11 protein-coding genes are annotated in these 13,815 nt (G+C 56.0%); all 11 read left to right on the top strand.

The features are described from left to right. The first annotated feature begins 892 nt into the window (after positions 1 to 892). The 11 genes from R8G34_20525 to R8G34_20475 all read left to right on the top strand — a co-directional run bounded on the left by R8G34_20525 (position 893) and on the right by R8G34_20475 (position 13,809). Positions 893 to 2,464, top strand: a complete 1,572-nt coding sequence (locus tag R8G34_20525; GenBank protein ID MDW3225242.1) for a CoA-transferase — start codon at positions 893 to 895, stop codon at positions 2,462 to 2,464. Continuing rightward, positions 2,461 to 3,228, top strand: a complete 768-nt coding sequence (locus tag R8G34_20520; protein ID MDW3225241.1) for an enoyl-CoA hydratase/isomerase family protein — start codon at positions 2,461 to 2,463, stop codon at positions 3,226 to 3,228. The genes R8G34_20525 and R8G34_20520 overlap by 4 nt, the downstream gene beginning before the upstream one ends. A 3-nt stretch (positions 3,229 to 3,231) precedes the next feature. Then, complete coding sequence (locus R8G34_20515) at positions 3,232 to 4,752, top strand: aldehyde dehydrogenase family protein (GenBank protein MDW3225240.1); 1,521 nt, start codon at positions 3,232 to 3,234, stop codon at positions 4,750 to 4,752. A gap of 40 nt (positions 4,753 to 4,792) precedes the next feature. Continuing rightward, positions 4,793 to 6,058 carry an ABC transporter substrate-binding protein gene (locus R8G34_20510; GenBank protein ID MDW3225239.1) on the top strand — a complete coding sequence of 422 codons (1,266 nt, stop codon included), beginning with the start codon at positions 4,793 to 4,795 and terminating at the stop codon, positions 6,056 to 6,058. A gap of 66 nt (positions 6,059 to 6,124) precedes the next feature. Next, entirely contained in the window at positions 6,125 to 7,018 is an 894-nt protein-coding gene (locus R8G34_20505) for a sugar ABC transporter permease (GenBank protein ID MDW3225238.1), read from the top strand. Continuing rightward, a complete protein-coding gene (locus tag R8G34_20500; protein MDW3225237.1) occupies positions 7,018 to 7,899 on the top strand; it encodes a carbohydrate ABC transporter permease in 882 nt (293 codons plus the stop codon). Before R8G34_20505 ends, R8G34_20500 begins: the two co-directional genes overlap by 1 nt. A 104-nt stretch (positions 7,900 to 8,003) precedes the next feature. Next, positions 8,004 to 9,254 (top strand): ABC transporter substrate-binding protein, encoded by a 1,251-nt coding sequence (locus tag R8G34_20495; protein MDW3225236.1) that lies wholly within the window; start codon positions 8,004 to 8,006, stop codon positions 9,252 to 9,254. A gap of 55 nt (positions 9,255 to 9,309) precedes the next feature. Beyond that, positions 9,310 to 10,422 (top strand): ABC transporter ATP-binding protein, encoded by a 1,113-nt coding sequence (locus R8G34_20490; GenBank protein MDW3225235.1) that lies wholly within the window; start codon positions 9,310 to 9,312, stop codon positions 10,420 to 10,422. Next, complete coding sequence (locus R8G34_20485) at positions 10,422 to 11,912, top strand: GMC family oxidoreductase (GenBank protein MDW3225234.1); 1,491 nt, start codon at positions 10,422 to 10,424, stop codon at positions 11,910 to 11,912. Before R8G34_20490 ends, R8G34_20485 begins: the two co-directional genes overlap by 1 nt. Further along, positions 11,909 to 13,501: an FAD-dependent oxidoreductase gene (locus tag R8G34_20480; GenBank protein ID MDW3225233.1), complete on the top strand. Its 1,593-nt coding sequence runs from the start codon at positions 11,909 to 11,911 to the stop codon at positions 13,499 to 13,501. The genes R8G34_20485 and R8G34_20480 overlap by 4 nt, the downstream gene beginning before the upstream one ends. Next, on the top strand, positions 13,501 to 13,809 hold the full coding sequence (locus tag R8G34_20475; GenBank protein MDW3225232.1) for a Dabb family protein: 309 nt from the start codon (positions 13,501 to 13,503) through the stop codon (positions 13,807 to 13,809). The genes R8G34_20480 and R8G34_20475 overlap by 1 nt, the downstream gene beginning before the upstream one ends. Positions 13,810 to 13,815: the final 6 nt, after the last annotated feature.

Genomic DNA, 13,815 nt, shown 5'->3' with positions numbered 1-13,815 from the left:
GCGCCACGTACCCAGCAGGGGTGGGCTACCCCGCGGTGTTTTCCTGTCAGCTCACAACGAAGTATCTGTTGTTCAAGCCGATGATCTGGGGGTTTGACTGGCTGCCAGTTGCAGCCGTACCGGTGTTTACCTGAAATTCGCTCGGCCATTCTGTAGGCGTCGCCATACTATGTCGCCTTTATAAATGTGCAGAATTCTAATCTGCAGAACGTGTCAGGCGCACTGGCCATCGGAAAGAAATCGTTAACAAATTCAAAATTCGCGGCAATCCGCCGCGTCAAAGTTACTTAAATGGTTTCGACAGTGGTTGTCGTACACGAACTCCAGATACGCCCTGATGGCCTGCAGACAGTCGGCGCCCTTCACGGTTCCGTCAAAAAACATGTCCTCAGCCTCCGAATAACAAATATCCGCGCGAAACCAACGTCGGTAGCGGCTTGGATCAGCAATCTGAAAATTCAACCTTTGATACACACAATGCCTTGCACGAAGGGCTGGTTGCTTCATCTCTGAAAAGCACGAATTTTCTGGCAATTGCGGTAGTTTCGACGCTGCGTGCGCATGCAGCGCAAAGCCCCATGGCGGGGTTGGATTCTTCGGCGGTATTTGCTGCGCATCTCACCATTGGCCGATTTGGGAAACCAGCCGATGCGCTGCATCGAGCTTAAACTGGTAAGATGCGGGACAAAGCGGACTCTCCGCGGAGTTGTTCCAGTGGCCGGTGTCGGCCTTTCGCGATTGCTAAATTACCCCTCGGGTCCACAAATCGGATAACTGAGGTTTCAGCAGTTTGTCGTGCAGAAATTTTTCTTCTGGACTTTTGGAACGTTCCATATCTATCTTGTGGAACGTTCCAAATTTTTGTTGGAGTTCGGAACATGGGGAGGATTGAATGAGCAAGAACATCGCTGTCAGTGAGGCGGTTAGCCGAATTCCAGACGGTGCCATTTTGTCTGTTTCATCATCCTCAACGCTGGGATGTCCGGATGCCGTACTTAAGGCAATCGGTGATCGATTTGATCAAGAGGGTCACCCCCGCAACATCACATCCTTGCATCCGATCGCAGCCGGGGACGTCTATGGCGTCAAAGGCATGGACCATCTCGCAAGGGACGGGCTTTTGGCCCGGGTTCTTGCCGGCTCCTACCCCTCCGGCCCATCGAGTGTTGAGATGCCTCAGATCTGGAAAATGATCGTGGAAGACCGAGTTGCCGCCTATAATGTTCCGTCTGGCATCATGTTTGATATGCATAGAGAAGCTGCGGCTCATCGTCCTGGCGTTCTGACTAAGGTTGGTCTGGATACTTTCGTGGATCCCATGCGTCAGGGCTGTGCGATGAATGACCGCGGTGCTGGCGCACCGATCGTCGCCCGTGCAGAATTTGCCGGGGAAACCTGGCTGCACTTCCCCAATATCACGCCGAATGTTGCCATTATTCGCGCCACAACTGCAGACGAGAGCGGTAACCTTACCTACGAACATGAGGGCGCCTATCTGGGCGGTCTTGAACAGGCGATTTGCGTGCGCAATCACGGCGGACTTGTGATTGCGCAGGTCAAACGGGTTACGGCAAAGGGAAGCTTGCGACCTCATGACGTTCGCGTGCCGGGCCATTTGGTTGATTGTATCGTTGTTGATGCAGAGCAGAAACAGACGACCGAAACGGCCTACGATCCAGGGATCTCTGGCGAGATCATGCGGCCTTGGGACAGCTTTTCCATTGCCGAGCACGGTGTCGAGAAGGTCATCGCGCGGCGGGCAGCGCAAGAGCTGCGGCGTGGCATGACCGCTAATCTGGGATTTGGAATCAGTGCAATGGTGCCTCGTATTCTTCTGGAAGAAGGGCGCCATGATGCCGTCACTTGGGCCATTGAGCAAGGGGCCGTTGGCGGCGTTCCACTGACCGGCTTTGCCTTTGGGTGTGCCTCGAACGCGGACGCATTTGTGCCTGCTCCACAACAGTTTATCTACTTTCAGGGCGGCGGCTTTGATGTGTCCTTTCTGTCATTCCTTGAGGTGGACCGTGAGGGCAACGTCAATGTCTCAAAGCTGGGCAAAAAACCCTATCTGACGGCCGGCTGCGGGGGCTTTGTTGATATTACATCACGGGCCAAGAATATCGTGTTCTCTGGTTGGTTCGAAGCCGGAGCCAAGATCAATTTGACCGATAACGGTATCGACATCGCAGCCCCTGGAAAATTCACCAAGATGGTGGATAAGGTAGAACACGTCACATTCTCTGGCCGCCGCGCGCGCGAGCAAGGGCAGAATATCATCTATGTTACCGAGCGTTGTGTCATACGCCTGACCGACACGGGCCTGCTGGCCACCGAAATCATGCCGGGCATCGACCCCCAAGAACACATTGTCGGTCCATCTCAGGGCCGTGTTCAAATAGCGGAGAATGCCACTGTCATGCCGACGTCGCTTTTGGTTGATGCACCCATGGGGCTAAACCTGTGAGCGACATCACATGCACATATGCGGAAAGCACAGCGGTCCTGGCGCTGCACAACGTAGACAAGCTGAATGCGTTGACCACCGACATGCTGCGCGCGTTGGATGGGCACCTAAGCGAGATTGAATTCAACGACACTGTCCGTGCCGTCATAGTCACTGGAGCGGGTTCCAAAGCGTTCTGTTGTGGCGCTGATATCGTTGAGTGGGGACCCCTTGGCCCTGCGGAATTTGCCCGTCACTGGGTTCGCAACGGCCACCGCATTTTTGATCGGTTGGCGCGATTTTGCAAGCCAACGATCGCGGCAATCAACGGACACGCCTTTGGCGGTGGGCTGGAACTTGCGGCCTGTTGCGACATTCGGGTGATAGCACCCCACGCCACGCTTGCCCTGCCGGAAGCAAAGGTCGGCATTGTTCCCGGTTGGTCGGGCACCCAGCGCCTGACGCGCCTGCTTCCTGAACCTGTCGTCAAGGAAATGGCGCTGTTTGGTCGCCGTATCACTGCGGACCGCGCAGTAGAGCTTGGCTTTGCAGCAGAGGTCGCTGATGACGCGCTGACCGTAGCGCGTGAGATTGCGACCACGCTCGATGACATCTCACCGCGTGCCAATGAACTGGCCAAGGCCATGATCCACGGCGCTGTGGGCGAAGACACCGCCGCTGCCATAGAGACCCTTGGCAGTGCCGCCGCCGCCTCCAGCACGGACCGAGACGAGGGCGTGCAGGCCTTCCTTGAAAAACGCTCTCCTGCATTCGGCGGAAATTGAACGATGAACGATCTCACGATAAACGATGCGATTGATTTCGACCTTCCGGCTACCTTTCTGGGCCGTCATCTGATTGCTGGGGAATGGGTCGAAGGCGCGGAAACGTTTGAGCGGCGGTCGCCCTCCCACAGCGCGGTGGTCAGCGTCTGCGCAAAAGCAGACAAGGCCCTGACAGAGCGGGCGATCCATGCCACACGCGCTGCGTTTGATGCCGGTATCTGGAGCAGGATTTCCGGCAAGGAACGTGCAGCAGTTCTGCTGAAAGTGGCTGACCTAATTGAAGCGAATGTTGATCGTATCGCGGTCCAGGAAACCCTCGAAAGCGGCAAGCCGATTTCGCAGTCGCGCGGCGAAGTTGGCGGCGCGGCCGACCTTTGGCGCTATGCAGCATCATTGGCCCGCACAACCCATGGAGACAGTCACAACACGCTGGGCGAGGACATGCTGGGTGTCGTGCTGAAAGAACCGATTGGCGTTGTCTCGATCATCACACCTTGGAATTTCCCATTCTGGATATTGTCGCAAAAACTGCCATTTGCGCTGGCTGCGGGGTGCACTGTTGTTGTGAAACCCTCTGAGATGACACCGTCCTCAACCGTGATGATGGGAGAGTTGTTGCTGGAAGCAGGTCTGCCCGCCGGGGTGTGCAACATCGTTTTGGGTCACGGCGATCCCGTGGGTAGCTTGATGTCGACCCACAAAGACGTCGACATGGTCACGTTCACAGGGTCAACCGCCGTCGGTATACTTATTACACAGGCTGCTTCCGGCACGCTCAAAAAAGTCGCGCTGGAGTTGGGTGGCAAGAACCCTCAGGTGATCTGCCCCGATGCGGATCTAGACAGTGCCGCCGATGCCGTGACGTTCGGTGTCTATTTTAACGTCGGCCAGTGCTGTAATTCATCAAGTCGCATCATCGTGCATGAGGACATCGCTGAAGAATTTGTGGCCCGTATCGTTGCTCTGTCTCGTCAAGTGAGATTTGGCGATCCGATGAATCCCGAAACGCAAGTCGGGGCCATCGTCACGCCCGAACATAATGCCAAGATTGATACCTATGTACAGGCGGCTGTTGCAGATGGGGCAAAGCTTGAGATAGGCGGCGGAACGCTTCCCGTGGGCGGTCTCAGCGAACAGTTTTACCAGCCCACGGTTATCAGCGGCGTCTCACCCGCCATGGCAATCGCCCGCGAAGAGGTATTCGGCCCGGTTCTGACCGTGCTGACCTATCGCACGCTCGACGAGGCCATAACATTGACAAATGACAGTGACTATGGACTGTCGGCGGGCATCTGGAGCGAAAATATCCACACTTGCATGGAATTCGCCCGCCGCGCTGAGGCCGGTACGGTTTGGACAAATACCTGGATGGATGGCTACCCGGAGCTTGCCTTTGGCGGCGTCAAACAATCAGGTCAGGGCCGCGAGATCGGGCGCTATGGATTTGAAGAATTTCTCGAGGTGAAATCGCTGGTCATGCGCGTTGGGCGCACCCGCGCACCTTGGGTTGAAAAAGACGCCTGAAAAGGGCGTCAAACACGAAACGCAACAATGGGAGGATACCATGCGTTCATTTTTTAAAACAAAAACAGCGATTGTACTTGCACTGTCCGCGACAGTGGGCACGGCATCTGCTGACGGTCACAGCGGTGTGGAGGTTCTGCATTGGTGGACCTCCGGCGGTGAGGCTGCAGCACTGAACGTATTGAAAGAAGACCTGAGCGGTCAGGGTGTCGGCTGGACGGACATGCCTGTTGCAGGTGGCGGTGGTTCTGACGCGATGACAGTGCTGCGCGCACGCGTGACGGCTGGCGACCCACCAACAGCCGTGCAGATGCTGGGCTTTGCCATTCAGGACTGGGCTGGTGAGGGCGCTTTGGCGGACCTAAACACGCTGGCCGCCGAGCAAAACTGGGATGAGGTTGTTCCGGCAGCACTGCAGGGCTTTTCCAAGTTCGAAGGAAACTGGGTAGCAGCCCCTGTCAACGTTCACTCGACCAATTGGGTTTGGGCCAACTCTGCGATCATGGCTGAACTTGGTTTGACCGAAGCACCGTCTGACTGGGATGGTTTTGTGGCTGCGATGCAGGCCGCACAGGATGCGGGTTATGTTGGTTTGGCCCATGGTGGTCAGGCGTGGCAGGACGCGACAGTGTTTGACTCTATGGCGATGGGCGTTGGTGGCCCTCAGTTCTATCAGGCAGCCTTCATCGATCTGGACCCCGACGCACTTGGCGGCGCGCAAATGATCGAAGCTTTCCAGCGTATGGAAACGCTGCGCGGTTTCGTCGATGACAACTTCTCTGGTCGTGACTGGAACCTTGCGTCTGCAATGGTCGCCAACGACGAGGCCCTGTTCCAGATCATGGGTGACTGGGCGAAGGGTGAATTCATCAACGCAGGCCAGACCGCTGGCGAAGAATTCCAGTGTTTCCGCGTGCCAGGCACGGAAGGCACTGTAACCTTCAACTCTGACCAGTTTGCCATGTTCGAAGTATCGGATGCGGTCGCAATGGACGCTCAGATGACGATGGCATCCTCCGTCATGAGTCCGGAGTTCCAGGTCGCGTTCAACACTGTCAAAGGGTCGGTGCCCGCGCGTACAGACATTTCTGACGCCGAGTTCGACGCCTGTGGTCAGCTGGGCATGGCGCAATTGGCCGAAGCTGCGGCAGGCGGTGGTCTGTTCGGCTCCATGGCCCACGGTCACGCCAACAACCCTTCTGTTCAGAATGCGATGTATGACGTGATCACAGCGCACTTCAACGGTGAGTATGACGCTGAAACGGCGGCTGCCGAGCTGGTCACAGCCGTAGAGCTGGCAAAGTAAACGACTCTGGCTGGTCCGGCACCCGGACCAGCCGCTTTGCTCATTTCCAAGCGGTAGGAGGCAACCATGGCGACTGATACATCTGTCGACCTGCGCACGCGGCTGCAAAACTGGCTACCGAAACTGGTGCTTGCACCATCTTTCGCGCTCGTGCTGATTTTCGTCTACGGCTTTATTGTCTTTACAATCTATCTCAGTTTCACTGACAGCCGGATGTTGCCGAGCTACGGTCTGGTGGGGTGGGAGAACTATTCAAAATTGTTCCGCATCCGTGAATGGGATGTGGCGATCACGAACCTCGCGATTTTTGCATCGCTCTATATCGTGATCTGCACCGTGATCGGCCTGCTCCTAGCGATTTTCCTCGACCAGAAAATTCGCGGCGAAGGCGTGCTGCGGCCAATATTTCTTTATCCGATGGCGCTGTCTTTCATCGTGACCGGCACCGCATGGAAGTGGTTTCTTGACCCCGGCATCGGGATTGAAAACACGATGCATCTGTGGGGCTGGGAGAGTTTCGAGTTCAACTGGATCAAAGACCGCAACATGGCGATCTACACGATTGTCATCGCCGCTGTGTGGCAAACCAGCGGGTTTGTGATGGCGATGTTTCTGGCAGGCTTGCGCGGGATTGATACCGAAATCCTTAAAGCAGCGCAGATGGACGGGGCCAGCAACTGGCAGATGTACCGTCGGATTATTATTCCACAACTGCGGCCTGCTTTCCTGTCTGCATTCGTGATCCTGTGTCACCTTGCGATTAAATCCTATGACCTTGTGATTGCCCTGACAGGTGGCGGGCCCGGCAATGCCACGGCTGTGCCTGCAACGTTTATGTATTCTTACACGTTCACGCGAAACCAGATGGGGATTGGTGCGTCGTCGGCTGTGATCATGTTGATGACCATCGCGGCAATCATGGTGCCTTATCTGTACGCCGAACTGCGGGAGAAGAAGTGATGGCCATTTCATCCCAAGACAACGCAATGCGCACAGGGCGCGCCACGCGTGTGTTTATCTACGTGTTCCTGCTTGTGTTCGCGCTTTTCTACTTGTTGCCATTTTTCATCATGGTCGTGAATTCGGTCAAACCGCTGGGTGAGATTACCGGTGGCAACATGATCGCGCTCCCCGAAGTCTGGACAATTGAACCATGGCTTAGCGCGTGGAGTACCGCCCAGATCGGAGTCGAGCCGACAGGCCTGCGACCTTACTTCTGGAACTCCATCAAGATGGTCGTACCGGCTGTGGTCATCTGCACGATCATCGGGGCGCTCAATGGTTATATCCTGACCAAATGGCGGTTTCGTGGGGACACTTTTATCTTCGGCCTGATGCTGTTTTCTTGCTTCATCCCGTTCCAGATCGTGTTGATCCCGATGGCGCGAATTTTGGGGATTCTGGATATTTCGGGCACCACGTCGGGCCTTGTGCTGGTGCATGTGGTTTATGGGATCGGGTTTTCGACGCTGTATTTTCGCAACTATTATGCTGCGTTCCCGACGGAACTGGTGCGCGCCGCTCAAATCGACGGCGCAGGGTTCTTTCAAATCTTTTATCGCATCTTGTTGCCCTCTTCAGGGCCGATTGCGGTGGTGTGCGTCATCTGGCTGTTCACGAACATCTGGAACGACTTCTTATTTGGCGCGTCCTTTGCCAGCGGCGGGGCGGCGCCAATGACCGTTGCGCTGAACAATCTGGTGAATTCATCCACTGGCGTTCGCGAATACAACGTCCATTTCGCCGGCGCGATCATGGCCGCTTTGCCAACGCTTCTCGTCTACATCGTCGCAGGCCGGTACTTCGTGCGCGGACTAATGGCCGGATCAGTAAAGGGGTAAATTTTAAATGTGGCCGAGGATTGGGTGCAACCAACCCCCGGCCTTGTCAAGATCGTCAATCGTCGGTTCGCAAGCCGACCTCAACACAATGAGGAACATCACAAATGAATAGAATAGCCAATAGCACAGCCGGGTTTCTTTTACTTTCGACGACGGCACTAAGTGCCGAGCAATCTGTAGAAGTCATGCACTTTTGGACCTCTGGCGGCGAAGCCGCCGCTCTGGGCACAATTCGCGATCAAGTCGAAGCACAAGGCGTAAATTGGCAAGATGCACCCGTCGCAGGCGGTGGCGGCGAGCAAGCTAAAACCGTACTTCAGGCCCGCATCGCGGCAGGTGATCCTCCAGCAGCGATGCTGATGCTGGGTCAGAATATCATAGATTGGGCCAATGAAGGCATTCTTGGCGACGTTAATGCAGTAGCAAATGCGGAAGGATGGGATAGTGTCCTTCCGCAAGCGGTTCAGGACTTCAACAAGATAAATGGCGCCTATGTGGCCGCCCCGACCAACGTGCACCGCACGGACATGATCTGGGCGTCTAGGGCCGCATTTGATGCTATTGACGCGGAGTATCCGGCCACGTGGGAAGAATTCAACGCACTCGCCCCGCGCTTTGTGGAGGCCGGGATCATTCCGGTCGCCCATGGCGGTCAGGCCTGGCAAGAGGCCTATATGTTCGAAGCGCTGGTCGTTGGTGTAGGTGGCCCCGATTTCTACCGCAACGCCTTAGTTGATCGGAACCCGGACGCGCTCACTTCTGAAATGATGCAAGCGGTCTTTGCTCAAATGGGCGAGATCCGCGGGATGGTGGATGAGAACTTTTCTGGTCGCGACTGGAACCTTGCCACATCCATGGTGATCAATGGCGAGGCCGCGATGCAGATTATGGGTGATTGGGCAAAAGGTGAATTCACCAATGCAGGTAAAGTTGCGGGTGATGATTTCGCCTGTATTCCTGTGCCCAAAACCGATGCTGGCGGATTTGTCTACTTGGTGAACTCGCTGAGTTTCTTTGCACAGCCCGATCCCGATCAGGCTGACGCCCAAGCGGTGCTTGCCCGCGCGATCATGGATCCGACTGTCCAAGTGGCGTTCAACCAAGCGAAGGGCGCGATACCGGCTCGCACAGATGTTGACCTATCGATGATGGACAGCTGCGCTCAAGCAACAGCTGCCGAGTTTGTTGCCACCGACAATGCAGGTACTGCCTTGCCAACTTTTGCGGGGACACATGCCGCCAATGCAGGTGTCGCTGCTGCTGCCACGGACGTAATAACTGAATTCTTCAACTCGGATATGGCTCCTCAGGAAGCCGTGGTACTTTTGGCCGAAGCGGTCGAACTGGCAGAATAGAAATTGTCGGGGCGCGGGCACAACGCCCCGCCCCGCGACGAAGGAGTAAAAGCGGATGGGATTTCTGGATATTAAAGAGGCGACCAAGTCCTACGGATCGGTCGAGGTGCTGCACGGCGTTGATGTTTCGGTCGAGGAAGGCGAGTTTCTGGTGCTGGTCGGTCCGTCTGGCTGCGGCAAGTCCACCCTGCTCAATATGATCGCGGGGCTTGAGGAGATCACGACTGGCGAGATCGCCATCAAAGGCCAACGCATGAACGGGGTGCATCCATCCAAACGCAACATCGCGATGGTGTTCCAATCCTACGCGCTTTACCCTAACATGACGGTGGCCAAGAACATCACCTTCGGTCTTGAGATGCACGGCACGCCCAAGCCCGACCGCGACAAAGCCATGAACGACGTAGCCGAACTGTTGCAAATCACGCCATTGCTGGATCGCAAACCCGGCGCATTGTCAGGCGGACAGCGCCAGCGGGTGGCGATGGGGCGTGCCCTGGTGCGTAACCCGGATGTGTTCTTGTTTGATGAGCCTCTGTCTAACCTTGATGCGAAGCTGCGTGTGGACATGCGCACGGAGATCAAGAAGCTGCATCAAAAACTGGGTACGACCATCGTCTATGTCACCCACGACCAGATCGAAGCAATGACTTTGTCGACGCGTATTGCTGTGATGAATGGTGGCTTTGTCCAGCAACTCGGTACACCGCAAGAAATTTACGACACGCCCAGCAACATTTTTGTGGCGACTTTCATGGGATCGCCAGCGATGAACGTCGTCTCAGCAAAGGTCGCTGTGGAAAACGGGCGTCCTGTGGCGCAGGTCCCTTTGCATGACGGGAGGATAGCCACACTTCCATTCAGTCAGGACAATTTAGTCGATTGGAACGGCAAAGAGGTTTTGCTTGGCATCCGGCCTGAGACGATAACCGATGAAGACGCAGCTGACCGGAAATCATCCAACATCGCCCCGATGACCAACCGGATCGTGGTGACTGAACCAGCGGGTTCTGATACCTTCGTGACGATGACTTTGGGTGGCAAAGATGTGATTGCGCGCATGCGCTCTGACGCGGAGGTCCGCCCCGGTGCCGATTTCAACTTTGTCGTGAACATGGAAAAGGCCGTGGCCTTTGATCCCGAAACCGAAAACCGGATTGCACCCTGATGCAACCGGACGTGATTATCATCGGCTCAGGGATGGGGGGTGCGACGTTGGCAGCAGCGTTAGCCCCGTCGGGCCGTAACATTCTGATCCTTGAGCGGGGTGAACATCTGAGGCCATCTTCGCAAGACCGGGACAGCAACGCGATTTTCAAACACGGCGTTTTTCGCCCGGACGAGACTTGGTTGGATAGTGCTGGTGTGCCGTTCAATCCGGGCAACTATTACAATGTGGGCGGCAATTCAAAGTTCTATGGTGCCGCGCTGATCCGTTATCGCACAGAAGATTTCAACGTGGTGGGCCACAAAGGAGGGGCGACACGTGGTTGGCCCATATCCTATGATGACCTGGAGCCTGACTATCAGGCCGCGGAACAGTTTTATGCTGTGCGTGGGACGTTGGGTGAGGACCCGACGGAACCTGCCCATTCCGGTGACTACGCCTTTGCGCCTGTCCCCGACGAGCTGGACATTGCAAACCTTCGCATACGCCTGAATGCGGCAGGCTTCAATCCCTCGTCAATCCCGCTGGGCTTGGATATCGACCGCTGGCTGGCCGCGGGACAAACCACTTGGGATGCCTATCCGAATACCTGTGGCGGCAAGATGGACGCGGAAACATGCGGACTCGCCGCTGCGCTGGCACATCCCAATGTAGAATTGCGAACGGGGACGCGTGTCATGAAGCTGGAAGTAGCGGATGGCCTTATCACTGGCGTCGTTTTCAGATGTAGCGACAGGGATGAAACTTTGACAGCCCCGATCATCGTTTCCGCGGCAGGAGCAGTGCAGACAGCAGCACTCTTGCTGGCTTCGGCAAATGACGATTGTCCGACAGGTATGGCGAACAAATCTGATCAGGTTGGGCGCAATTTCATGAATCACAATTGCTCTGCGGTGCTGGCTTTGCATCCAATGCGCCGCAACCGGGCAATTTACCAAAAGACGTTGATGTTAAACGATTTTTATCTTGGCTCAAAGGTGCAACCACCTTTGGGCAACGTCCAGATGTTGGGTAAGATCACCGGTCCGATCCTTGCTGCCAATTCAAACTTGCCGCAATGGTTGGCAAGTTTAATTGCCGCGCGAAGTTTTGATTTCTACGCGATGTCCGAAGACCTGCCCAACCCCGAAAGCCGCGTCACCTTAACAAACGGGCAGATCAAACTGGATTGGCAGCGCTCTAACTGGGACGCGCATTTGCTGCTTATTGCCAAGCTCAAACAGACCTTGCGCAAAGTTGGCTTTCCTATCGTTCTTTCGCGGCCATTTGATCGGCGTACGCCTTCACACCAATGTGGGACGGCGCGCATGGGTGCGGACCCGAAGGCGAGCGTGGTGGACACATTCTGCCGCAGTCACGATCACAAAAATCTTTTTATCGTAGACGCCTCCGTTTTGCCCACGTCAGCTGCGGTGAACCCGGCACTCACCATCGCGGCCCTCGCAATGCGTACCGGACGCCACATCATGGAAACGGAGTTTGCAGAATGACCGCGCGGGGGTACGACTTCATAGTCATCGGGGGCGGTTCCGCAGGGTCTGTTATTGCTGCGCGCCTGTCGGAAGTACCCCAAGCACGCGTACTGCTACTTGAAGCGGGGGGCAGCGACCGCCACCCCTTTTTCCACCTGCCCGCAGGTTTTGCCAAGATGACCAAAGGGATCGGATCATGGGGTTGGTCCACGGTGCCGCAGGCGTCGATGCAGGGGAAAGTCTTCAACTACACCCAAGCCAAAGTTATCGGCGGGGGCTCTGCCATTAATGCACAGATCTACACGCGCGGTGCCGCCCAAGACTATGACGAATGGCGGCAAATGGGATGTGAAGGCTGGAGTTATGAAGGCGTCCTGCCCTATTTCAAGAAATCCGAGGACAACGATACCTACGCCGGTAAGTATCACGGAAAGGGCGGCCCGTTAGGTGTGTCGATGCCTGCGGCACCCTTGCCGATCTGCGATGCATTTATCGAAGCCGCAGGGCAATTGGGCATCCCCAAGACCACGGATATGACGGGCGCATCGCAAGATGGTGCAGGCTACTATCAGCTGACCCAGCGCAATGCGCGCCGATCCTCTGCGGCCATGGCGTTTCTGGCACCTGCAAAATCGCGTCCGAACCTGACGATCCAAACGCAGGCGCAGGTGCGTCGGATCACACTTGAAAACGGCCGCGCCACCGGCGTTGAAATGGCCAACGGAACCAAGGTCACGGCAGATCGCGAAGTGATCTTGTCATCTGGTTCGATTGGATCGCCCCGCCTGCTACAATTGTCGGGCATCGGACCAGCGGATCATCTCAAAGGCCTCGGGATCAATACTGTCTTTGATCAACCTGGCGTGGGATCGAACCTACAGGACCACCTTGACCTCTATGCGATTTGCGAAGTGACCGGCCCGCACACCTATGACCGCTTTGCCAAGCTGCATCTTTCTGCAGTTGCTGGCCTGCAATATTTGCTCACGCGCAAGGGGCCCGTTGCATCCAGCCTCTTTGAGACGGGCGGTTTCTGGTATGCAGACGAAAACGCCCGCTCACCAGACATTCAAATGCATCTGGGGCTCGGTACAGGGATCGAAGCGGGTGTCGCGACAATGCGCAATGGTGGTGTCACGCTCAACGCCTGTCACCTGCGCCCGAGATCCCGCGGCAGCGTGCGCTTGCAGAGCGATAACCCCACTGACATGCCCCTGATTGACCCAAATTACCTGTCAGACTCGTACGACCGAAAGATGTCGATACGCGGATTGAAGCTGGTGCAGAACATCCTCGCGCAGGATGCGCTCAAGCCCTACATCATGGCAGAGCGCCTGCCGGGGCCGGATGTGCAGACGGATGAGGACTACTTCAACTTCATCTGCGTCCACTCCAAGACATCGCACCACTGCGCAGGCACCTGTCGCATGGGCAGTGACCCGGACGCCGTGCTTGATCCGCGTTTGCGGTTCAATGGCATCGACGGCCTGAGGGTTGCTGACGCTTCTGTAATGCCAACCGTAACTTCATCCAACACCAATGCCCCTTCCATTATGATTGGCGAGAAGGCAGCCGACATGATCAAACAAGACCAAGGAATATCATAATGATCCGCCACATCGTTCTAACCAAGTTCAAGCCGGAAACGCCTGAAGATGCGATAGCAGAGATTTACGCCGGACTCTCCGCCTTGTCCGAAAACCTGCCTGGGGCGCAGAATTTCACCGGTGGGCGGTCTGATAGCCCCGAGCAGATCGAGCGGGGCTATATGCATGGTTTCGTCATTGATTTTGATGATTGGGATGCGCTCCAGAGATATGCGAACAACGAAGCGCATAAAGCCTTGGGGGGGAGGCTTGTCGCCAATGCCGTCGGTGGGATCGACGGTATTTTGGTGGTTGATCTAGACGTCTGAGGAAGG

It is taken from the genome of Paracoccaceae bacterium, from assembly GCA_033344815.1.
Lineage (GTDB): Bacteria > Pseudomonadota > Alphaproteobacteria > Rhodobacterales > Rhodobacteraceae > Roseobacter.
This window is presented reverse-complemented; position numbering and strand designations above follow the sequence as displayed.